Below are 22,668 nucleotides of genomic sequence, written 5' to 3' on the forward strand. Positions count from 1 at the left end.
CACGTCGCCCGCTGCAAGCAAGGGGCAGTTGGTCATCACGAACGGTCATTGAAATTATCCCGTGACCAGGCTAAGTTCGTGATATGAAGACCACGGGCTACACTTTCTGGCAGGACGGGGCACACTGGCTTGGCTACCTCGACGAATATCCCGATTACTGGACGCAGGGCGAATCAGAAAAGGAATTAAGAGATAATTTAATTGATCTGTTCCAGGATCTTTCCAGTGGAGCGATACCAGCCGCCAGGCGACACGCCGAGTTGGAGGTTGCGTGAAGCAACGCGACCTGCTTAGGAAAATCGAAGATTTAGGCGCAGTATTAATCAGGCATGGAGGAAACCATGACTGGTATCAGCACCCGGAAACAAAAATTTGTCAACCGGTACCGCGCCATCGCGAGATCAATGAAAATCTTGCCCGCCACATCATCAAAAAATTCACAAAGAAATAAAAGGCCGAACAAGGCAATGGATCGCGACTGCCCTAATCGTTGCGCGATTCCTTCTGTCATCCGCCGTGCAGGCAACTTCGCGCGTCAGAAGCGAGGGGCGGCTGTTCAACGTACGGGCGCAATATGAACAAGACCATCGATATCATATTTTATATGCTTCAGTTTGGGACGTTTGTCGCCGCACTCGGAGTTTCACTGTGGATATATTTCAGAACAAAATCGTACGTGCGCCTCATCCTAACTGCTTGGGGAGCAATGTTTATCTGGTCGCTTTTAAACTGCGTTTTCTTTCCACTCATTTTTCATTTAGCTGGCGTTAAAAAAGTCTTCAACTACGCACCGGAGATGACTGGAGTTGCGGCTTGTGGATTGGCGGGGTGGCTTTTTGGCATCGAACTCGCCATCATCATTTTTATCTGCCGCCTCTTATACGCAGGATTTAACCGGCTTTTCCGAAAGGCCAGACCGAAAGCCTAACTGTTTTGAAGCGTTGATCCCAAGCCTCCCTCCAAAGCGGTGTCGTCTCCATCGGGAGATCTTGACCTCCATAGTTTGAACGAAGGAGGTTGTCACCGCGCTCCATACAACTTCATTCAGGGCATTGGTGTGTCTGCAGAGTCCGACTGTGGCGGACGGCCACGGCGCTTTTTATCTGTGTTTTTCCGCAGCCTTACAACCCCTGATAGACCCGGACGTAATCGATGTACATGTCGGCCAGGCCGTTGTAGCGCGACAGGTTCACGGGCCAGCCGCCGCCGGTGGCCAGGTTGATCATGAAAAATAACGGGTACTTCCTGGAAACAGCGAACGTTTTGTGGCGGCCCACTTCAATGTTGTCGCAATAATACACCGTGTCCGACTCCGTGACCAGGCAGCCGTAGATATGGAATGTCTCATACCATGTGGAGGGGATGCCGAACTTGTTCATCCGGATCGGATTCTTAAGCGCTTTGAAGGCGGCGTCTGCAGTGGCCACGGCAGCCTTGCTTTGACCCCATGCGTGCGGGGTGACCATATAGCCGTCGCCGGCATTTGGTTCATGCGGCCCTTCTCCGCCATAGCCTTCAATAATGTCCAACTCATCGCAAGGGACGTCGTGGCCTTGGACATGGTCGGTCATGTAATCGGTCATCAGCCAGAAGGCCGGCCAGGTGCCGATGGCGTTCGGGCCGATCAAGCGGCATTCAAAATAGCAGGGGATCTTGGCCGTGAATCCGCTGGCGTCGTTTTTCATCGAGGAAATCAGGCCTGCGCTATGGGCCGATTCACTGGCACGGATGCGGAGATAACTGTCCACTTGAGTGAAGGGATTGTTGGGCTTCTCAAAACTTGTGAACGGCAGCGTACTGAAATCGGTGCTGCCATTCGGCGGTTTGTGGTCGTAGTAGGTAGCCTTGGGATCGGTGCCGGAGATGGAGAGCGGCTTGTCGAAGTCGTCTGAAAAGGCCAGCATCATGCCTTGGGCCGCGGGGGGCGGGTCCTTCGGGATTCCTTCATTCCAGGATACCCCGCCCTGGTTGTAGAGTTGGAGATAACAATTGTCCTTCAAGGTTCCGTTGTTGCCCTGGATGCGCACGTTGATAGGCCCGTGCGGATATTTGTCGGCCGGGAAAATGATCGAGCCGTTGCCTTGATCGTCCAAGGTGACTTCGCCCACGGTTGAATCGGATCCAAAAGCAGGCCCTTGCTGCCAGCACTTCACGGTGACTGTCTTGAAGCCCGGCGCGGCAATGGAGATCGGGGTGTCGCCCTTGATATCGGAGCAATAAGACGGGGAACTGACACGGATTTTGCCTGCGGCGTGAGTGGTTGTGGGAAGGGCGCAGGCGAGCAATAAGGCCGCGAGAGAGGCAGTGAAAGAGGCGTAGAGATCGGGTTTTTTTCGGATGGTTTGCATATTCATGGTTGGATGGGAGGGGTTGAGGGGTGTGGCTTGGAATCAGATTAGGGTGTTTGAAACGAACAGGTCAACAGTTTAGCCCGGAGTTTCACCCCATTCTTAAAACACCTGCAAAGCTTGGGAATCTAATTATTTAAATAGGTAACTCATTTAACTGAATAAGGGAAATTAAACATTTAAATTTGGAGGCTTTCCTACTTGCAAGTTGGCAAGCTGCTTGCTTACGTACAGCCATTCTATGAAGCAGACGGGTTTCATTATTAGTTTGGCTATGTTGGCGCTTAGGGTGGCTACTTTTCCGCTTTTGGCGGAAGAGGTTAAGGCCGCCGCACCTGATCCCGTTGTCGTGGAGGTGGATAATGTACCGGACAGCAAGAAGCTTCCCCTCCATGCCTGGCTCGATATCGACGGCAAATTTGACGACAATATTTTTATTTCGCACACGAATAAAAAATCCGACTTTATCTGGTCGCTGAGTCCCGGAGTTTCCTATGAGTCATCCGAACCCGACCTGAACAAGCGGAATTATGTGCTGCTGAGCTACAGCCCGACTTTCCAGCTTTTTACAGACCACACAACCGAGGACGCCATTGATCAGGACGCATTGCTGCGTTATCGCTACATGGATGACAAGGTTACCTTTACGCTCAGCCAGACGTACAAGCAGTTAACCGACAGCCTGATCGAGACCGGGGGACGGGTGCGTTGGGACGATTATGGAACTGATGTGGTGTTGAGCTATCTGCTGATGGAAAAAAACCATCTGGAACTGGATCTGAACCAGAAAGTCGTTGATTACCACACCCCGGGATACCTGGATTATAACCAATGGCAGGCAGGGCTTTTCTGGCTGTATGATCTTTCCCCGGTATTGACCCTGGGTTTTGGCCCGAATTTTGGGTGGGTGGATGTGGACCAGGCACCCAACCATAATTTTGAGCAAATTCTGGCGCGCCTGAATTATCAGCCTACGGAAAAGATATCCATTGCCCTCAGGGGCGGCGTTGAATTCCGCCAATATGAAGGCCCGAACGCCAACGAACTGGTATTGCCGGTTGCCAGCATGGACGCGTCGTACCAGCCGTTTGACGGCACAAAGCTGACCCTGGGCGTGTACCGGGAAGTCCATCCTTCCTCGCTTATTGGCAACGAGGTTTATGTGGACACAGGTGTGCGGGCCGCGATCCACCAGCGCTTCTGCCAGAGCCTGGATCTGGGGTTGACCGGCGGCTATGACAATTCGGATTACAGCAGCACGCAGTCCACGGCGTCCGCCAACCGCGCTGACGACTATTATTTTATCCGCCCATCGCTTGATGTTCTGGTGGCGAAATGGTGGAAGATCGGGTGCTATTACGAGTACCGGACAAATGACTCGAATATACCGGCATTCAGTTTTGACAACAATCAGGCCGGCATCCAGACCTCCTTTAACTACTAGAACAGACAAACTCCGGAGAGAATTTATGGTTATGAATTTCAAATCGGCAATTTGCTGTGTTCTGTGTCTGATTTTTACCATGGTTTCCGCACAGGCCGTGACGGTGGATGCGACGGTCATGAAAGTCATCGGCAATGCCTACGCCGTTTTGCCGGGCACCCAGGATAAGGTGCCGCTCAAGGAAGGAATGAAACTGCCTCCGGGCACTGTGGTGACAACGGAAGCGGGGGCTCTGGTAAGCCTGAACCTGCTGCCGGGGGCGGCTTCTGTGATTACCGGCAATTCCGAGATGAAAATCGGGGAGTTGTCTTATGGAAAAACGGAGGCCGACAACCGTGAAATCAAGCTGAACCTGAAAAAGGGCGGGATTTTTTCAAGCCTGAAATCGTCCGGCACCCACACGGATTTCCGTGTCGAGACACCTTTTGGCGTTGCTGCCGCCCGCGGAACCTCATGGGAAGTACTGGTGGATGGGGCCGGTGGATCGGTGCGCACCTACAATCACACGGTGATTTTGACGCTGAGTGACGGCACCACTTTCGAGATCACGAGCGGTCATTTTATCGAAATCAAGGACGGGCACGCAGTGGGTGATCCCAAGCCGCTGACGCAGGAGCAAATCGATGCCATCAAAAAACTTTTGGCTGATGCCGGCTTTACTGTGACGACCACCAACACCGGCACCGGCGGTTTGGGGGGCAACAATAATGTTAACTTTAATCCTGCGAATTTGGACGGCCAGGTACAATCGCCCGAAACCGGCGGGGATCTCAAGCCGTTGATTCGTTGAGCGGAAAAATTCAATTGCCTGGCAGCGGCAGATCGGGCAATTTCAAGCCGCATCAACCTGGGGTGCGATGCCATGTTGATCGTTTTTAAATCCAAACACAGCCTGCTGGCGTGCGCCGTCCTGCTTTTCGGGGGATGGATTTCCGCGGCCACCGCCCAAACCGCGCCTCCGCCCCTCGCCAAGCCAGCCGCCGCGAGTTTGCCGGAAAATTACACCCTGCAAAAAAATGATCTGATCCGGATCACAGTCTATCAGGAGGATGATATGATGACCGAAACCCGGATTTCAAAGTCCGGCTCCATTACCTTCCCCCTTCTTGGCTCCGTGGTGCTGGAAAATCTAACCATTCCCCAGGCGGTGGAAAAAATCCGCGCGGCCCTGGACAAGGATTACATCATAGACCCAAAGGTGACCCTGACAGTCTTGGAATATGCCAAGCGCCGTGTTACGGTATTGGGCGAAGTGAACCATCCCGGAACTTATGAAATGCCCGATGAAGGGGAGCTGGATTTGCTGGGTGCGATAGCAATGGCCGGAGGCTACACAAAAATTGCCAACCCCGGCGTGGTGACGTTGCGCCGGGTCGTTGACGGCAAAGACACGATCCTGAAGATCAACGCCAAACGATTGGCCTCCGACAAGGAAACCAAGCCGTTCTTTGTCCAACCCAACGACACCATCACGGTTGCAGAAAGCCTGTTTTAATCCCATGAGTCCCGAACATTCTCATTTCGGTCATGATTCGGACACGGATTTTCTCAGCATGCAGGCCCTTTCCGGGCATTTGATGCGGGTGGTACTCGAACGGTTTTGGGCGATCATTTTGATCCTCGTTCTGGTGGTTGCCGGAACCTTTGCCTACCTGCATTATGCCAAGCGGCTTTACCGCGCCACCGCTGTCATCGAAGTCGAACAAAAAGAGGAGCAAATTGTCGAAGTTGATGCGCAAAAAGCGCAGGACTTAAGCCACCCGGAAATCATCAAAACCATCGAACAAAATCTTTCGAGTACGGCCTTTTTGAAGCGCGTCCTGGGCCGTGATGAAATTAAAAACGATCCGCAGCTTTTCTCGGGTTGGGACCTGAAGGACCCGAATATGGAGCCGCTTTTACTGGCCCAGGTTCTGTACAAAAATTCAAACATTGAAGTGACCCGCGGTACGCGCCTGATTGAAATTTCCGTCTATCACGGCTCTCCTGAAACGGCCAAAAAAATCGCAAACGGCATTGCAAATCAATATCTGGAGGAACGAAGCCGCAGCAAAACGGGCACATCCACTTCCGCCTTTGAGTTTTTGATTGCCAAAACAGACGAATTAAAACGCAAGCTCCAGTCCGGACAGGATTCTTTGCAGGTCTATACGGACGCGGTGAAATACAAGGAAACGATTCTTGCGGAACGGAGCAATTACAAGACACTCAGCCAGCGCTATCGCAGCAAGCATCCTAAGATGCTCCAATCCCAAAGCCTGCTGGCGCAGATGGCGCGGGACTTTGATGCTGAAATCTCCAAAATCAAACAGGCAGCGCCCCCGGAAGCTGCATTCTGGCAGGAGCAGGAGGACAAATGGGCCGCCTCCGGAAGCGAGGACAAGCTGGGCTTCCAGCTCAAGGCCGTGGAAGCGCGTTATAATTTTTTAAGCACCGAATTACAAACGGACAAGGACATGCTGGATTCCCTTCTCAAACAAATGAAGGAATCCGATTTGTCCAAGCAACTGAACCCCATTGAGGTCAAATTGGAGGAACCGGCCCTTTTGCCGCTTTATCCCGCCATTCCCAATCTGCTGCTTGTCTGGGCGATTGCGGCGGCAGGCGGCCTGATGCTGTCCCTGGGTCTGGCTTTTGCGCTGGACGGCATTGATAACACGTTGAAAACCGTGGATGAAGCGGAGCGGTGCACCGGATGCCCGATTTTGGGGGCGATCCCGCGTTCCAAGCAGAGCCTTCTCAAGGGCGAGGTCATGCTGGAAAAATACCCCGGCAGCAATGTCTCGGAAGCTGTCCGCTCGCTGAGGGTCTCGCTGGGTTTATTGGGGCATCAGGACGATCGAAAGATCATTTTGTTTACCAGCGCAGTGCCGCAGGAGGGGAAGAGCTTCAGTTCCGCCAATGTATCGGTTTCATTTGCGCAACAAGGGCTGAAAACCCTGTTGATTGACGTGGATCTGAGGAGGCCGATGCTTCATCAAATCCTGGCGATTCCGACTGAACAGCCGGGCGTGGTGAATTATCTTACCGGGCAAAACACTCTGGATGGGGTCATCTGGCATTCTCCGACCGCGAACCTGGATGTCATTTGGGCGGGCGGCCGCGCGCCGAACCCGGCGGAATTGCTGGCTTCCGGGGCCATCGGCAACCTGATCCGCGAGGCCGCGGAGCGCTACGACAGGATTATTCTTGATTCGGCACCTGTCAATTCGGTAAGTGATACTCTGTCGCTGGTCAAATATGTGCAGACACTTTGCGTCGTGATCCGCGCGGGGCGGACTCCAAGGCGGGCGGTATTGCGGGCATTGCGCGTATTAAAACAGGCGGAAGCTCCCATTACCGGGATCATATTGAATTATCTGCCGCAACGGGGCCGCATGGGAATGGATCCGTATCATTATTATTATTCAAGCGAGGACAGCTACGGAAAGGTGTACGGCAGCCATTAGCCCAGAGGATTCCCAAAAAAACAACGGCATAAACCTGCAAAGACACGATTTGCAACGGAAAATCCACGGTTGCATGCAATAGAATTCCGGCCAGGGAAAACAGGCAGCCTTGAATCATCTGGCGTTGTTTAAAATCCACAGCGGCATTTTTCAGTTGGCGGAATCCGCGGGACAGCGCTCCGGCAAATAGTCCCAGCCACAAAAGACCCGCGGGCAATCCCCATTCCACCAATGTCTGCAAATAGTCCTGATGGGCGTGACGCCAGACCCCGGCGGTCAAAGCGCCTGAGTCCCAGGTGAAAGCTGGAAAGGCGGTTTGAAAGCACCCGGGTCCAAAACCGGTCCAGGGATGTTCAAGAAACATCGTCCAGCAAACTTTGTAAACTGCGATGCGTTTGGGATCGATTAGGAAGGGACTCCCCGGCCCGCCAATCCAGTGTTGGAACAGCAGTCCGGAATTTGGCGGCAAGAGGGCAATAAAAAGAAGCGCAAAGACCAATGCCCCGGCAAGCAGTCCCGCCCATGCGCGCGGAAAGCATTTTCCGCATGCCGGAAGCAGGGTTTTACTCTGCACAAGAATCCAGACGGCAAACAAGAAAAGGCCGATTCCGGCCGCGGCGCGGGAGAAGTTGACGCATAGGCCCAGAAGGCATGCCAGCATTCCAAAGGCGGAAAGCAGCGGGATTATTCGCAGGCGGGCGTTTTCATGCAATCCAAGAATGAAAAAATAGCCCAATACGGGCCATGCCAGGTTTAAAAAGGCCCCCGCATTTCCATGGTAACGATAGGTTGCAAAGAAGTTGTAGGACATGTCCTCGTGAATCCAGAAAATGGAAGGCGCATGCAGGGCCCGTTGCAGCAGTCCAAAAACCGCCACACTTCCGCCTGCCAGGGCGCATGACGCAAAGAAGCGCGTTCTCCATATGTCATGCCTGAAGGCATCGGCCAGCATGAGTAAAATCAGAAACAGAGCGGTGCAGCGTTCCATCCACGCCACCGAACGAAAGTAGTCCCACGCACCGGGCAGCCACGGGATGGTGTGGCTCAACGGAACCAGTACGGCATGGGAACGATCAAAGACATACGGGGCATTCAGCGCCGACAGCCAGCCGTAGGCCAATAATGGAACACAAAGCAGCCATAACCCGCATGGAATTTCTGGGAAGCGGCGTTTGAACACATGGGAAAAAATCCACAACAGGGTGGCAACATAGCTCCAATAGATATATATTTGGATTTCCATGGGGCCCGTTGTTCCAAGGGCCCATGGCAAAAGAAGCGGAAGAGGCAGCAGCAGCCAATAGGGCAGGCTATCAAGAACCTTATGCATACTTTGTTGTAGGATGGCGGTTTGAGGATATTGTGAAAATACTTTCTGCCGCATGCGCGCTTGAGCAGATGGAAATAGGATGGGAATGAACAGGACAAATCGCAATGAATTTGCGCGGGACGCCTACCTCGGCATTGTTGTGCTGGCGGACGCCCTGGTGTTTTTTGTTTCCCTGATGGCCGCATTTTGGTGCCGCTTCAGGCTGCCACTGGATACGGTCCTTTATACAGCCCCGTTGACCCTTGGAGAATTTTCGGGCCACTTTATCCTCGGCACCGTGGTGTTTCATGGAATCGCCGTCTGGCTCGGGATTTATAAAAAACCCAACTTGCTCAGATTTCAGCGTCCGTTTTTGCATTACCTGCAGATTTGCGCGCTTTGGGCCGGACTGTACCTGTTGTTGACCTTGCTGATCCGCTTTGAACCGGAGGTTTCCCGTCTCTATGTAATTTTCGCATTTCTTATTTCCTTTCCCGCACTTTGCGTGGAAAGGCGCCTGCTGGAGGTGTTGTTCGGGCGCGAATTTATCGCCCGCAAACTGCGCCAGAGAATTATTATTGTCGGTTGGACGGATGAAAGCGGAAAGCTGGCGGAATCCATTTCCGGAAGCGCGAATCATCCCTATGAAATCATGGGTTGTGTACCGCTGCCAAAGATTGGATTGAGGCAGAAACCTCCGTCCGGGATTCAAGTCCTGGGGACTTACGAATCGATCCCCGATATCCTGAAAGCCACGGCCCCGGATATTGTTGTATTGGCGGATGTTGACCTGGCGACGGCGGATGTGGCTGCCCTGGCCGAAAATTGTTACAGGGAACTTGTCCAGTTCAAGGTGGTGCCTTCATTTTTTCAGATTTTGATTTCAAATCTGAAACTGGAAACCATCGGAGCCATGCCGGTTCTCGGGGTGGAGGATCCGCCAATACTTTATTTGCATAACCGGGTGATGAAGCGGGCGGTTGATATTGTCGGCGCCATTGCCGGACTGTTGATCGGGCTTCCAGTCGTGGCGGCTTTTGCCCTGCTGATCCAATTGGAATCGCCGGGGCCTGTCTTTTATGGGCAGAAGCGCATCGGGCGCATGGGCCGGATTTTCCAGATCTGGAAATTGCGCAGCATGCGGCCGGATGCGGAGAAAGCCGGTGCAGGTTGGACCGTGAAACAGGATCCTCGTGTTTTAAAAATCGGGATGTTCATGCGGCGTTGGAATATTGATGAAATTCCGCAATTCTGGAATGTGTTGATGGGGCAGATGAGCCTGGTGGGGCCCCGGCCCGAACGGCCGGAATTCATTGAAAAATTCAAGGAGGAAATCCGCTACTACAACCTGCGGCACGGCATCATGCCGGGCATGACCGGCTGGGCCCAGATTCATGGCTGGCGCGGTGACACGGACATCGATCAGCGCATTCGTTTCGATCTTCACTACGCGGAAAATTGGTCGCCGTGGCTGGATTTTTACATCATATTTTTTACACTTTTCAGTTATCGTAATGCGCATTGATAGGCATTCACCAGCCTTTGAAATGCTGTTTCAAAGCCGAACTGTGCGAGGACGTGTTCCCTGTGGCTGCAGGGGCGCAGGCGAGCCCTGTCTTCAAACCACGCTTCAATGGCCCCCGAAAATGCAGGGTCGTCTCCCGGGCGTGCTGTCCAAAGATGGCTGAGCGGCAATGCGAGAATGTCGCCGGTCCCGCTTGTCTGGCTCAGGATCAAGGGGAGGTTGCAGGACAGGGCTTCTAGGACGGTACAGGGAAGCCCCTCATAGCGGGATGTCAGTATAAATGCGTCCAAAGCGTGGTAAAAGACGCGCGGATCGGCCAGGTAAGCGGTGCGGCGGATCCGTTCGGAGATGCCCAGCCGCTGCGCCAGTTGATCAAGGCGCTTTTCCAATCCGCCCTGCCCCAAATGCAGCAGCATCAATTTGGGGTTTGAGCCTGAAACCCGGGCAAACGCCCGGTAGAGGGTTTCAGGGTCTTTTTGCGGAACCAGCCGCCCTATCGTTCCCAAAATCACGTCGTCCGTACGAAATCCGCATTGGCGCCTTGCTTCCTCTTTTTCCAACGGTGTAGGCGTACAAAAGTGATGGGAATCAACGCCCAGGGAAATGACTTGTTGGCCGCGGGCGTCCAGGCCGAGGGTTTCCCGGGCAAAACGGGCTTCGTCTTCGGAGACATTCAGGGTTGTGCCGATGTTTCCTAAAAAGCGCTCCAGGGTATTTGCAATCAGGTTGGAAATTCCAGCCTCTGTGCGCATGCCGTAATACGCATGAGGGGTGTAGAGAATGGGGATTTCGCGCTGGAATTTTCCATAGGCTCGGACCAGAAAACCGGCTTTGAAACTGTGAGCGTGAATAAGATCGGGGTGGCATCGGCAGACGGCCTCATGAAGGCGATATAGGGCCCGTAGATCGCCGGATTCCGGATTGTTGGCAACGGCCAGGTTGACAACATATCCGCCCGCGGTTCGGATTGTATTGAGGAGGGGTTCAAGCAGGCTGCAACTGCGGCGGTTGGAATAAGCCAGATCGACCCTGTGGCCTGATTGCAGTAGATGATGGCAGAGATCCTTCACATGGCGGAACACACCATCTTGCGCCGGTTCGGCAACCTGCAAAATCCTCAATGGGGTGGAAGAAGGAGTCATGGCGATACATCCAGAGCGGCGCGGTAAACATCCAAAAGCCGATCCAGATGCTGGTCAGGGCCAAAGGGCTGCTTCCAAAACCAGTCGTAAGCCTGCCTGCCAAGACTGTCCACCCGTTCATCCGATTCCAATTTTTCCAGCTGCGTCTGCAGGCTGGGAATGCTGCTTGTTTCAAAATGAAGGGCCTGGATGCCATCGTGCAACAAATCCGCCGGCGCAGTGTGCCGCGAGACCACCACCGGGACTCCGTGGGCAGCGGCTTCGAAAACTGTAATGCCAAACGGCTCGGGCCATTGTGAGGGAAACACCAGGGCGCGGGCCTGGCGCAATTCCAAATCCATTTGTTCGGCATTGAGCCATCCGGTAATGCGGATGTTTCGCCCGTATTGCTCAAGGCGGGGGCGCATTTCCCCGTCGCCGATGTAAACAACAGGCCAGTTTTTCCCGCTTGCGGCTTCGGCCAGCAGGTGGGGCCCCTTTTCCGGAACCAGCCGCCCGCAAAATACCAGGTTTTTGTTTTTCGACACTTCCACCCGCGGGCGTTGCGGGACCTGGATCGGGGCCTCTATAATTGTTTGCGGTATGTGCGGGGGCAGGCGGCTTTGCAGGCGCTCCTTCATGAATGCGGATACAAAAATAAAATGATCCGCGTGTTGGGGGCATTGCCAGATTTTATTTTGAAAGACGGTTCTCAGTACCCGCCATTGCTTGTGAAGAATATTGCGCCGGTCACAGTTGCATGCCAGGCAGGAAGGTGAGAGGGGATCGAGGTGGCAGGCTTTTTCCCGCGGATAAATAAAAAATCCGCCGTTGGGGCAGCTGATAAAGTAGTCGTGCAGGGTAACGACCATGGGATGGGATGAGCGGCCTGCCAGTCCAAGCACGGCGGGCGAGAGGGCCTTGGTCCATGAGTGGACGTGTATGACGCTTTCTTGTGGGGTGAGTTGTTGCAGCAAAGCATCCAGTTGCTTGAGCGCCTGGCGATTGTAGATGCCGCGAAACATGGCCCGGAACCGGTTGGGTTCGTGTAAAATATCGCATTGGTTCAGGCAATGCACCTCGATATTGGGTTCGGAAGACAGGATGTCGCTGACGGGTCCGGCGGCGGCAAAAAACACCACGTGAATTCCGCGCCGGGCCAGCGCCACCGCACTGTGAAGTGCGACAGCGGATGCCCCGCCATTGATGTGCGCATAGTCGTTTAGGATCAGTACTTGGGCGGGTTTCATGGGATCTTGTTGCGGGCGCCCGCCCATTGCATCAGGGAATAGCTTCGGAGTTTCCGGGTGCTGAGGATGCGTTGCAGATAAACCGAAAAATTCAGCGCGTAGTATGCCAGCCGGGCCGCGGTTTGAAGAAAAGGCCCGGGTCGCTGCGGGAGGTGGCGGCATACCACTGTGCGGAACTCGGTTTCAAGGCGGTTTGTATCGCCCGAAATTTGTCCCGGATGCAGCCTGAACCGGGCAATTTCATTGGGATAAAACGCAAACCGGAATCCCTGACAATAAGCACGAAGCCAAAAATCCAGATCAGCGCAGACGGCCAGGCTTGTGTCAAATTGACCGAGCTTGCGAAGCACCTCGACGCCGAAGACGGTTCCCTGCTGCCCCATGGGTGAGATGCCGGAAGCCAGCAGATGGGCGAAGAGCCGGGGCCAGGGACAGACGCTCATAAATCCCAGCGAGCGGTTGTTTTCATCGATCAAGCGTATCCTGCCATAAAGAACGCTGTGGCGCAGTTGGTCTGCGGGAATACGCAGCAGCGCGCTCTCAAAATCAGGGGCCAAAACATCGTCGTCATTGAGGCAGGTAAAGCAGTCCCAGCCGTCTGCGCAGGCTTCCAATCCGGTGTTCAAGGCCGGATACAAGCCTGCTGGCGCGGATTCGTGCACAATCCTGCTTTGGGGAAAGCGATTGGCGAGGCCCTTTGCCGCAGCGGGCGGGCAAATGATGAGATGATGAATGGGGATGCGCAGGCGGTAAATCGAATCCACACAAGCGCCCAAATGGGCTGAAGTTCCCTGAGTGGCTGTGAGAATGAGAAGCCGGGGAACTGCAGCAGGGGCGGAATTCAGGGATGGGTTTGAATCAGTTGGCACTTGGTTTTGTTGCAGCCTTGATGATGTCAAAAGCCGGCTTTTTTCTGTCCAGTACCCATTTGCCATCATCGCTTTTTCTGACTTTTACCAGGCCGTAATTACCGTAGGGGGTGGTTGCCCCAAAATAAGGTTCGTCCAATAGCTCATAAACACAATAAACCCGGACCTTTGGAAATAATTTTTTCATCCGTTCCACCGTGTTGGCAAAATATTCCGCCTGGCGGACTTCCTGCTCTGGAGCCCCGCCTGGCCGGTAATTATTCTCCGTGATCCACAAAGGTTTCCCGTAACTCAGCAGCCTGTCCATCACCACAAGGTTTTTACGATACTTGGCCTCGTCGAGGTTTCCCATTTCCGAATACCAATGCCAGCCCAGTATGTCGAATGCCACGCCGTCTTGCACAAGACGGTCGATGAAGCCGAAATGGTGCCAGCCCGCGCTGTTGACCATGACTTTGGCGTTGGGATCCGCTGCCCGGACGCCTGCGATCAAGCCCTTGATCCGGTGCATGGCAAACTGATATCGCGCATCCTCGTAATTGTCTTTTTGGTCGCCGGCAGGCGGGTTGAAATTGTAAATATTGCCGTCCGCCATCATATCGCCTTTGTGCAGAATGGCCCAGCCGTCCAGTTCGTTGTCGATATCCCAATACTGGACGCAATCCTTCATTTTGCGCGCGACATTGAATGCATATTCGCGGGCGGAGGATTCAACTTCGTTCAAATCGGCTTTCGGATTTCTCTTTCCGGGTGGGACAAGAAGCGCCAGGGGCTCGATGTTATTTTTTTTGAGCTCGTGCGCAAAATCAATCCATTTCCCAAGAAAAAGCGTATTGCTGCCAATGTCGAACCGGTAAACCCGGACATTGAGTTCCTTAAGCAGCTCAAGCTGATTGTCAGCAGGAATATCATTGTAGGCGGCCTGGGTGAACGTATGGCCTCCGATGCCGATCTGCAGCGAGCCCGTTGGGGCGGGTGAAGGGTCTGTTTCGGCGCGCAAGCAAACAGCAGGCGCGAGGGCCATGCCCAGCAAAAGAAATATCCGGTTCATATAATGGTTCATCCTGATTTTTGGGATGGACTGGAATCTGCCGCAATCCGCAAGGCCAGCGCCATAAACACCCATTCGTACAGCATAGTATAAGTTGGATATGCCAGCCAGGCAAAATAGACCGAAAGCAGGCCTGAAAAAGCCAGTCTCGCCGCCGCAGTCCGGGCTTGTGTCATGACGCGGCAGGTCAGTCCCAAAATAAAACATCCAAATATCAATATGCCAAGCAGTCCCGTTTCGGACAACAGCTCCACATAGACGCAGTTGGCGATGTTCTTTTTTTCCGCGGGGTCAAAGCCGATTTCCTCCGGCGCATAATGCGTATAGTAAGGATACAAATAGCCGAAATTGGAAAGGCCAACCCCCAGAACCGGCGACGAGCGGAACATTTTCCAGCCCGCATCGATCAGGTCCCGGCGTTGGGACAGCGAACCGGAAAAGTCGTAGGCATTTTCCTGTTCCAACTTGTCCACAATCACTTTTTGAAAGATGTCCGTTCGGGTAAACCCCCAGGCGCCGCCCGCCCAAAACAATCCCAGTGGAATAATGAGCAGCCAGTTCCGGGACCTGGCCAGATTGAAGACGACAAATGTTCCGACGCAAACCCCGGCGGCGAGCAGGCCGATGGTGCTTTGCGTGGGAACAAGGCTGGCAATGAAAAACAGAACCAGCAGCGCGGGAATCAGGCGTGGTTTGACGGAGAATTGCATGGCGGCGATACAAGCCGAAAGGAGATAAAAAAGGCTGGCGTGGTTGCCTTCGCGAAAACTGCCGCCGCGGATGGCCCCGGGAAATAAAAAACCGGTGGTTTGAACTTCCTCATTTCCGGGCAGGCGCGGCGGATCCATGCCTCGCCAACTGGCGAGGAACAGGTACCAGCCGTACAAGGCCGACAAAAAAGCGCCGGCCAGCCAGAGATTGCAGATAAATCCCGCACGGATCTTTTTGTACCCCAGCAGGTAGGCGAAGAAAAAAATATCGAGGGCGACATAGCCGCACTTCAACACCGAAGCCAGTCCCGGATTGTCGCGCCAGGACATGAGATGAACGCTGTTGTGGGTGTTCACCAGTGTGATGCAGCCGATGAGGGATGACACGCAGCAGGCCACAAAGAATAAGCCTGCAACCACCAGGAGGCTCCTTTCCGGCGGAGCATAGGCAAGAGGGATGCGTTTGACGGCGACCAATTGCACTACGATGAGAAAAATAAGGAGCGCTGCGGCGGGTTCGCAAACTTTCAGCGGAAAACCAATGGGTACGGTGCCTGCATAGACAAACGGCAGGTCCATGAGTATGACGCATGTCAGCAATAGATGAATGATAGGCATGCGTGGAAACATTCCATCCCCGCCTGCATTTTCGGTTGGAATCGGCGAGGTCATGTAGCTTCCGGCGCGTTTCTCAGCAGGAAATGAAGCGCCTCGAGAACGGCGCTTGTATCAGGCGCTACAGGAGGCGGGGGCAGGAGCGCGGGTTGCCGCATCAGATCATCCAGGGCTTTCGGAAGCCCGTTCAAGTCTTCAAATTGGTGCAGGCCGGAAACGCAGTGGTAGGAGCGCGCGGCATGGCGGTTTGCCACAACCGGCACCCCTGCAACCAAAAAATCCATGATGCGCGTCAATTGGCCGGCGCCCTGCTCTTGAAAACAAAGGGCGGCCCGAATTCGCAGCAGGCACCGTTCCAGCTCTTCATCGGACAGGCGCCCCAAAATTTCGACGCCCTCGCCGTGCGGAAAATGTTCCGTGTCCTGTCCCGCGACCTGCAGCACACCAAATTTCTTGTATAAGCCGCGGCTTTCCCATTCCGCAATCACGCGGCGCATGCCCTCGCGCGTCGGCGGATTTTGCGCGGAGCCCAGCATCAAAAACCCTTCCGGCTTTGTGGTTTTTCTCCGGGCCCGGATGCGCAGCAGGCCGGCGAATTTTTCCGAAGCAGGATAATAGGGAAGCACCCGTGTTTTGATTCCAAGATTTGACAGGAGAAACGCCTCTTCGTCGCCCAGGCACAGGCTGAAGCCGGAACCTCGCAACGCGTCGGTTTCCCTTGCCAGCAATTTCCACAACTTTCCCCGCGCCGCACGGGCTGGCGCCAGCGATTCGATATTGTGTACTATGGAGACCCAGGGGATGCGATGTTTTTGCAGATAGGACGGCAGGGAGGGAAAGTAAGCGGGATCTTCCAGCAACACAAGCCCGGCTTCCCGCAAGTCCGGATTTTGCTTCAACGCAAGGCGGGCTCCGCAACGGAGTTGGAAAACGTGGCGTCTGTATCCTCGTGCCCAGAGAAAAAGCTCCGGTGAACACAATGGGGGGAGAAGCAGGTTTTTCAGCAAGTTCGGTATCGCTTGAATTGTGCCGTCAATGCGGATGACTTTCGTTTCGTGACCGGCCAGTAGCTCCAATACCTGGCGGGTCCGGGAGGCCCCTCCTTCCCTGCCGTCCAACGCAAAGCGCGTGATGTAAAATATTTTACCCATATAAGATGGCCCGCCTGATGGACCCGAGAATTCGGTAAACCTAGAGCCAGTGCAAGCCGATTATCGTCCCGCTTTCGGGAAAAGGGACCGGAGACGTTTAAGGGGGGGTAGAAGAATATTGACGGCCTTTGAAACCGGCGAGCCGAGGGGATGTTCCCAATTGTATCCGTATTCGCGAAGCAGACTTCCCGCAACCGCAAATACGGTTATTTTGTCAAGGAGATGCAGGTCCTTTTTCCAGCCGCCCGCAGCGGCTCTGCGGATGAACCCCCTGGGATTTCCGGAAAATGCCCCGAAGTCCTTCCGGGCCTGACCTTTCAATGGAATAAGAGTTCCGCCTCCTGCCCGAAGCTCATCCGGGCTATTTCTGTTAACTGTTTTCAAGATGTCTTTTTCATTCCAGCGCAGCCCGATAAAATCCACAATTTTGCGCAGCTCGGATGGAGTGTCCGCCAGCAGGTCTTCATAACGCAGTTCGTAAAACAGGGGGTCCCGGAATTTTCTTTTGTACTCACGTGCGGCGCCTGCGCAGAGCACCCACAAACTGGCGGCACGGAACGAGTTGCGGGGCGCCCAGAATTTGCCCCAACCCCGGCTTGCGGCCAGGAAGGAGGCAACCACATCACGCGGATCGCGGACCAGGTGGATGATTTTGGCTTTTGGAAGGAATCGGCGGATTTCCTCAAGGCAAAGCACGTGCAACGGGGTTTTTTCAATAAAATATTCGCCCGGACGGACCTCCTTGCCGATGACAGCCAACAGGGAATGAATCTGCGCTTTAAGAAATTCCCGAAATTCGGATTCCCGCATGTAGGTATAAAGTCCCACGGGCTTCTGGTCGTTTCCTCCCTTCCAGAACGCCTTCAATTGCGGAACAATGTGAAAATAAAAAAGGTGGCTTTCCTCTCCGGTATGGCAACCCGGGTGGCTGCTGACGAGCCGTTGCAACCATGTGGTGCCACTGCGGGCGGTGCCGACAATAAAAACAAGATTGCTGCCGTCCTTTTTAATCATGGGAATGCCCGTTAAATTTTCAAGTTGGTGGAGATCCTCAGCCGCGCCTCCAATAATGCGGCAGGGTAAAGCGCCCGTAGGAATCCTGGTTCAGCGGCCGGTTTTGAAGATGGCCGGGATGCACATCAAAGATACAGGCGCCCTCGACCTGGTCCTGGGTGGTGGATTTGCGCAACAGATGGGTATTAATGCGGTAGCGGCCCGGAAGCAGGAGAAATGCCGGACAGTCCCAGACAAGGACGCGCGTTGATTCGAGGTCCGGGTCATCCTCAGGGCTGCGCCCAAAGCTGTTGAAATGGCAAAGGGGCAGCCCGTGCATGTCGTAAATAATGAACGCGAAACGGTCGGTCCCGACAGGTTTGGAAAAATGGAAATGGAGGCGGGCGGTGGCTCCGCTGATCAGGGCTTCAGGCTCGATTTTAATGGCTTCCAAACGGTTTTCCCCCAGGCCCAGCCTGTCGCTTCTCTCCCGCAAACTCAGCGATGCGGATTTTTCAATGGTGCGCAAATATTCGGGCACGACGGAGCCGATGGGGCCGTCGGCCTGGAGCCTTCCCTGCTGGAGATAGATGCCGCGTTCGCAGAAGGCCTGTACAACGGCCATGTTATGGCTGACAAATACAATCGTCCTGCCGCTCCCGCGGGCCACGTCCTGCATTTTATCAATGCACTTTTTTTGGAACCGGGCGTCACCCACAGCCAGCACTTCATCGACGATGAGCACATCCGGGTCCAGGTGCGCGGCGACTGAAAAGGCGAGCCGCACATACATTCCGCTGGAGTAATGTTTGACCGGAGTGTCCAAAAATTTCTCCACGCCGGCAAATTCCACAATGGCGTCGAATTTTCTCCGGATTTCCTGCCGGCTCATGCCGAGGATGGCGCCATTCAGAAAGACGTTTTCCCGTCCGGTCAGTTCAGGGTGGAATCCCGTCCCCACTTCCAGCAGGCTGGCCACCCGCCCGTAGATGTCTGCGCGGCCCGCAGTGGGCTCCACAATGCGGGAAAGGATTTTTAAAAAAGTGGATTTTCCGGCGCCATTCGGCCCGATAATGCCCACGATCTCGCCGGGCTCGATCCGCAGGTCCAGGTCCTGCAGCGCCCAGAATGTTTCCATCGACGACGCTTTCCCCTGGCCGGGCCGGAAGACCGAGCGAAACGCCCCGAGGGCAAAATCGGCAATTTCCTCTCGCAGCGTTTTGTAATTCGCCTGCCGATGGTGGCGGAGGCTGTACTTTTTGCCCAGTTTCCGGGCGAGTATGGCAGGTTGGCTCATTGGATATGTTAAATTATGTCCGCCAGATTTTTTTCAAAATGCCGGAAAAACCACAGGCCACCGAGCAGGATGGCCAGCATCAGCACGGAGGAAAGCAGCAGCCCCGGCAGATACACTTCAGTCCTGCCCTGCAGGATCGACCATCGAAATCCGTCGATCACCTGAACCAGGGGATTCAGCGAATAAACCAGGCGCCACTTGTCCGGTATCACGTCACTGCAATAGCCGATGGGGGAGGCAAACATGGCCAGACGAAGGACAAAAGGCACGACGTAGCGGAAGTCCCGGTATTTGACCGTGAGGGCGGAGAGCCATACGCCAAACCCCGCTGAGGAAACCAGCGCCAGTCCGAAGAAAAAGGGTAGCGCCAGCAGGCGCCAGGTCGGGGCAATGCCGTACCACGCCATCAGGACGACAAATAAAACGGCCCCGATGCAGAATTCCACCAGCGAAGTGATCAGGCAGCTCAATGGTATGATCAGCCTTGGAAAATAAATTTTTGAAATCAAGTTTGCGCTCGCCAGCATGCTGCCGCTGGAGTTTTCAAGGGCGTTGGAAAAAAATTGCCAGGGAAGCAGGCCTGCCAGGACGAGCATGGGATAAGGCACGCCATAGGAGGGAAATTTCCCGACCTTGTGAAAAACAAATGTGAAGATCAATGTGCTGAGGATGGGAGTCAGCAGAGCCCAGGTAATTCCAAGCAGCGCATGGCGGTAACGCACCAGGAGGTCGCGCCAGGAAAAGAAATAAAACAGCTCCCGGTACTGCCAGAGGTCCTGCCAATACTGGCTGTTGGATTCATCGGCATGGATTGCTGTATGTTTCATTGTACTGCGGTTCAGAGTGGCATGCCGTCAGACTTTGTAAACCAAAGGAAACCGGGCATATAGAGCCCGCAAAATCCAGCCCGGAGTGGCATAAACCAGCAGAACGGTTGCCGCCCGTCTGAGCCGCGCGCGCGGACGCAGGCGGTAGTCTTCAAAAATCCCGATCAGGCATTGCACAAGCGGGAAATCCCCGGCCGCTTCGCGGGGATAGAACTTCGGCCAAAGCTTCAAACATGCCAGGCCGCAAAACAGAAAAAACGAACTGCGCCGCCACATGTTCGGATTTACGGCAAAACCCCGTTCCGCGCAGGCCTTGAGAAAGAAGCGAATCGAAACGGCATGTTTTGAAACCCGGTAGGGCAGGATTTTTTTGGAAAACGATTCCTCGAACCCGTGGTAGTCGGGACTGAAGTTGGCGTCATGTGTGGTTTTGCAAGCCAGGACCTTCGGCAAAAGAGTCCTCTCGCCGAAGAACGGGCAAAGCCGTGAAAGATGCGCGTCTGCAGACAGCCAATGGTCCACCGGAAGAGGAAACAGTTTTTTCAAAATCTTCGCATCGAATACGCAGCCGCTTTGGGGCGACCATGTGTAATAGCCGTAGTCATGAAGCGCTTCCATGACGCTTTCTCCGGAAAGACAGCGTGGAACGATGGGATGCTGCGGGATCACCTCCCCCGCAGGGTTTACATTCATGAGATAATAATGCAACACGCTGGTATCCGGGCGCCATGCCTTTGTGAATTCCTCCACGGCATGCGGCAGAAGATAATCGTCCGCATCCAAAAACAGGACGAGACTGCCGTGGCAGTGCTCAAAGCTGAGATTGAGGGCCCCCGTCTGGCCGCAACGCTTGGTGTGAAAAACCGGAATACGGCTTTCGTAGCTTTTCAATATTTCCAGGCTGTCGTCGCTTGAGCCGTCATCCACGGCGATCACTTCCAGGTTGGGATAGTCTTGGTTCAAGCAGCTATCCAGACTGCGCTTCAGAAAGCGGCCGTAGTTGTAATTATCTACTATCAGGGAAACCAGGGGCGGGTTCATGTGTGGCGTGCCAGAGGGATGAAGGCGTCAAAAGTTCCCGGGTGAATTTTGAGAATAAATCCGGCCGACGATCTGCGCGGCTATCAGGTCCAGCCTTTTTAATGCCCACAGCCATCCCGGGAAAAGACGGATGGGAGCCGTCACATAATTCCAATACTGCCGTTCGGCGCGCGTGGGTGTCAGACGCGAAAACAAGGCGCGGAAGAAGGAGAACATGCGCCACGGCTTGGGTTCGTTGATGGCATGCGACATGATGTAACCCCGGATTTCAAAATCCATGGCGTCCCGGCCCGCCCAGCTCAAGGACAGCTTGGTCGCCATGCAGGCCATGTTCATGGCATCCTGATACGGATGCTGGAAAGGATTGTCCCGGTCGCCGAAGCACATGGTGTGGTGGTTGCTTAAGCCGGTTTTCAGTTTGCTGACAATGGATTCCCACGTGTCCAGGATTTCCATGCAATCGCGGCGGATGCCAATGAAGCCGGCGTTAAAATGGGCCCTCAGACGTTGTTGCGGAGTGTAACCCCAGTCGGTCAGGACCTGTTCCCATCCCAAACGTATCGGATGGGTTTCCGGCATGCAGGTAACGTCCTCGCAAAGGGCGATTCCATGGGCGGCCCACTCCTCGAAAAAACTCCAGCGGCATTTGACCACAATATCCGGGTCGAAATAAAAGGCCGCTTCGGCGCCGGGTTCCAATTCGAGCAGGACTTTGCGCAACCAGGCGGGCTTTTGCGCCGAATAATGATGGGGTGGATTTTCCTCAAAAAAGCAGACTGTTAGTCCCTCGGCCGGCGAATAGTCCCAACCGTGCGCACCGCGCTTTGCGTTGCGCGCCCAAAAAGGCAGTTCCCCACCGCGGTAACCCGCCCAAATCGTTCCGCGATAGCCGTGGAGATACAGCGAGTTCACCAGGGCGCCGACCCCATAATGGTGGTGGCCTTCGAACAGGGTGCAAATGGTTCCGCGCATGGCATGGCAATTTATGCCAGCATCCATGCCAGGTCAAATTCATGTTGTGGGGAAGGGGTGAGGATGTGAACGTTTGCGGCAATGATTTCCGCCTCATTATGGCCATCCATTATAACCGGGGTATTATTTATAAGCTGCAATTTCTGACGCATGTCGAATGCGGCAAAGACAAATGGAAAAAGGAATTATGAAGACCAAATTTATTTTTAAAGACTTACCCGGGGATTACCGGGGATTGCTTGCCCTCTACATGCTTCGCCCGATCCATGACAAGGTGGATTACTCCAACGCACTGGAAATTCTCGATGCGATGGCCGGCCAGGCATTGAGCCCGGACCAAGACGACTACTTTGAGGCGCTTGCCTTGCTGGTGGAGGCTTACGAATCCTCGCATCTTCCAAGGCTGCCTTGCAAAAGGGGCTTGCCTCTTCTCAAACATCTCATTGAAGAAAACAAAATGACGGCCGCAGACTTGCCCCGTCTTTTGGGCGCCGACCGCAGCCTCGGCGTCAGAATCCTGAATAAAGAAAGGAATCTGACCATCGAGCACATTAAAAAGCTGGCGGCCCGGTTTCAAGTGCCGATGGGATTATTTCTTGCGTGAAATAGCCCCCGAAAACCCAATCCTGACCTGTCGCGCCACATTCCCTGTCTGCATGCCTATTTGAATGGGGTGAATGGGTCAACTCTCAACGC

Annotated in this window: 23 protein-coding genes; 10 read left to right on the forward strand and 13 right to left on the reverse strand. The window is 54.3% G+C overall.

The genetic code is table 11. The features are described from left to right. Positions 1-83 precede the first annotated feature (83 nt). From PHD76_01200 to PHD76_01210, 3 genes are all read left to right on the forward strand, one after another. Positions 84-275 (forward strand): hypothetical protein, encoded by a 192-nt coding sequence (locus tag PHD76_01200; GenBank protein ID MDD5260442.1) that lies wholly within the window; start codon positions 84-86, stop codon positions 273-275. Beyond that, positions 272-451 carry a type II toxin-antitoxin system HicA family toxin gene (locus PHD76_01205; protein MDD5260443.1) on the forward strand — a complete coding sequence of 60 codons (180 nt, stop codon included), beginning with the start codon at positions 272-274 and terminating at the stop codon, positions 449-451. Before PHD76_01200 ends, PHD76_01205 begins: the two co-directional genes overlap by 4 nt. Positions 452-574: 123 nt before the next feature. Continuing rightward, the gene (locus PHD76_01210) at positions 575-928 is read left to right on the forward strand and encodes a hypothetical protein (protein ID MDD5260444.1); all 354 of its coding nucleotides are present in this window, start codon (positions 575-577) and stop codon (positions 926-928) included. A gap of 193 nt (positions 929-1,121) precedes the next feature. Here PHD76_01210 and PHD76_01215 read toward each other — a convergent pair whose 3' ends face one another. Beyond that, entirely contained in the window at positions 1,122-2,348 is a 1,227-nt protein-coding gene (locus PHD76_01215) for a family 16 glycosylhydrolase (GenBank protein ID MDD5260445.1), read from the reverse strand. A gap of 274 nt (positions 2,349-2,622) precedes the next feature. Here PHD76_01215 and PHD76_01220 point away from each other — a divergent pair, with 274 nt between their 5' ends. The 4 genes from PHD76_01220 (at position 2,623) to PHD76_01235 (ending at position 7,241) form a co-directional block, all read left to right on the forward strand. After that, positions 2,623-3,792 (forward strand): outer membrane beta-barrel protein, encoded by a 1,170-nt coding sequence (locus tag PHD76_01220; GenBank protein ID MDD5260446.1) that lies wholly within the window; start codon positions 2,623-2,625, stop codon positions 3,790-3,792. A 31-nt stretch (positions 3,793-3,823) separates the two neighbouring features. Beyond that, complete coding sequence (locus PHD76_01225; protein ID MDD5260447.1) at positions 3,824-4,582, forward strand: FecR domain-containing protein; 759 nt, start codon at positions 3,824-3,826, stop codon at positions 4,580-4,582. A 72-nt stretch (positions 4,583-4,654) separates the two neighbouring features. Continuing rightward, entirely contained in the window at positions 4,655-5,287 is a 633-nt protein-coding gene (locus PHD76_01230; GenBank protein ID MDD5260448.1) for a polysaccharide biosynthesis/export family protein, read from the forward strand. Positions 5,288-5,291: 4 nt separating this feature from the next. Beyond that, positions 5,292-7,241, forward strand: coding sequence for a polysaccharide biosynthesis tyrosine autokinase (locus PHD76_01235; GenBank protein ID MDD5260449.1), 1,950 nt, complete (start codon positions 5,292-5,294; stop codon positions 7,239-7,241). Here PHD76_01235 and PHD76_01240 read toward each other — a convergent pair. After that, entirely contained in the window at positions 7,138-8,484 is a 1,347-nt protein-coding gene (locus tag PHD76_01240) for an O-antigen ligase family protein (protein MDD5260450.1), read from the reverse strand. The genes PHD76_01235 and PHD76_01240 overlap by 104 nt on opposite strands. Before the next feature lie 23 nt (positions 8,485-8,507). Between PHD76_01240 and PHD76_01245 the strand changes: the two genes are divergently transcribed. After that, positions 8,508-8,660 (forward strand): hypothetical protein, encoded by a 153-nt coding sequence (locus PHD76_01245; protein ID MDD5260451.1) that lies wholly within the window; start codon positions 8,508-8,510, stop codon positions 8,658-8,660. Then, positions 8,657-10,075, forward strand: coding sequence for an exopolysaccharide biosynthesis polyprenyl glycosylphosphotransferase (locus tag PHD76_01250; protein MDD5260452.1), 1,419 nt, complete (start codon positions 8,657-8,659; stop codon positions 10,073-10,075). The genes PHD76_01245 and PHD76_01250 overlap by 4 nt, the downstream gene beginning before the upstream one ends. Here the strand turns inward: PHD76_01250 and PHD76_01255 are convergent. From PHD76_01255 to PHD76_01305, 11 genes are read right to left on the reverse strand one after another with little or no spacing between them, the layout of a single operon-like run. Continuing rightward, positions 10,057-11,217, reverse strand: a complete 1,161-nt coding sequence (locus PHD76_01255) for a glycosyltransferase family 4 protein (GenBank protein ID MDD5260453.1) — start codon at positions 11,215-11,217, stop codon at positions 10,057-10,059. The genes PHD76_01250 and PHD76_01255 overlap by 19 nt on opposite strands. Further along, positions 11,214-12,446 (reverse strand): glycosyltransferase family 4 protein, encoded by a 1,233-nt coding sequence (locus tag PHD76_01260; GenBank protein MDD5260454.1) that lies wholly within the window; start codon positions 12,444-12,446, stop codon positions 11,214-11,216. Before PHD76_01260 ends, PHD76_01255 begins: the two co-directional genes overlap by 4 nt. Continuing rightward, complete coding sequence (locus PHD76_01265; GenBank protein ID MDD5260455.1) at positions 12,443-13,315, reverse strand: hypothetical protein; 873 nt, start codon at positions 13,313-13,315, stop codon at positions 12,443-12,445. Before PHD76_01265 ends, PHD76_01260 begins: the two co-directional genes overlap by 4 nt. After that, complete coding sequence (locus PHD76_01270; protein MDD5260456.1) at positions 13,305-14,366, reverse strand: hypothetical protein; 1,062 nt, start codon at positions 14,364-14,366, stop codon at positions 13,305-13,307. The genes PHD76_01265 and PHD76_01270 overlap by 11 nt, the downstream gene beginning before the upstream one ends. Before the next feature lie 8 nt (positions 14,367-14,374). Then, positions 14,375-15,694: an O-antigen ligase family protein gene (locus PHD76_01275; GenBank protein MDD5260457.1), complete on the reverse strand. Its 1,320-nt coding sequence runs from the start codon at positions 15,692-15,694 to the stop codon at positions 14,375-14,377. Positions 15,695-15,744: 50 nt separating this feature from the next. Further along, positions 15,745-16,842, reverse strand: coding sequence for a hypothetical protein (locus PHD76_01280; protein MDD5260458.1), 1,098 nt, complete (start codon positions 16,840-16,842; stop codon positions 15,745-15,747). A 60-nt stretch (positions 16,843-16,902) separates the two neighbouring features. Beyond that, positions 16,903-17,856 carry a sulfotransferase gene (locus tag PHD76_01285; protein ID MDD5260459.1) on the reverse strand — a complete coding sequence of 318 codons (954 nt, stop codon included), beginning with the start codon at positions 17,854-17,856 and terminating at the stop codon, positions 16,903-16,905. A 37-nt stretch (positions 17,857-17,893) separates the two neighbouring features. Continuing rightward, on the reverse strand, positions 17,894-19,132 hold the full coding sequence (locus PHD76_01290) for an ABC transporter ATP-binding protein (GenBank protein ID MDD5260460.1): 1,239 nt from the start codon (positions 19,130-19,132) through the stop codon (positions 17,894-17,896). An 8-nt stretch (positions 19,133-19,140) separates the two neighbouring features. Beyond that, positions 19,141-19,959, reverse strand: coding sequence for an ABC transporter permease (locus tag PHD76_01295; protein MDD5260461.1), 819 nt, complete (start codon positions 19,957-19,959; stop codon positions 19,141-19,143). Between the two features lie 27 nt (positions 19,960-19,986). After that, entirely contained in the window at positions 19,987-21,000 is a 1,014-nt protein-coding gene (locus PHD76_01300) for a glycosyltransferase (GenBank protein ID MDD5260462.1), read from the reverse strand. Positions 21,001-21,027: 27 nt separating this feature from the next. After that, a complete protein-coding gene (locus tag PHD76_01305) occupies positions 21,028-21,972 on the reverse strand; it encodes a hypothetical protein (GenBank protein MDD5260463.1) in 945 nt (314 codons plus the stop codon). 187 nt (positions 21,973-22,159) lie between these two features. On the opposite strand from PHD76_01305, the gene PHD76_01310 reads away from it, so the two are divergent. Next, positions 22,160-22,576: a hypothetical protein gene (locus PHD76_01310; GenBank protein MDD5260464.1), complete on the forward strand. Its 417-nt coding sequence runs from the start codon at positions 22,160-22,162 to the stop codon at positions 22,574-22,576. The last annotated feature ends 92 nt before the right edge of the window (positions 22,577-22,668 follow it).

This window comes from Candidatus Methylacidiphilales bacterium, assembly GCA_028713655.1.
Lineage (GTDB): Bacteria > Verrucomicrobiota > Verrucomicrobiia > Methylacidiphilales > JAAUTS01 > JAQTNW01.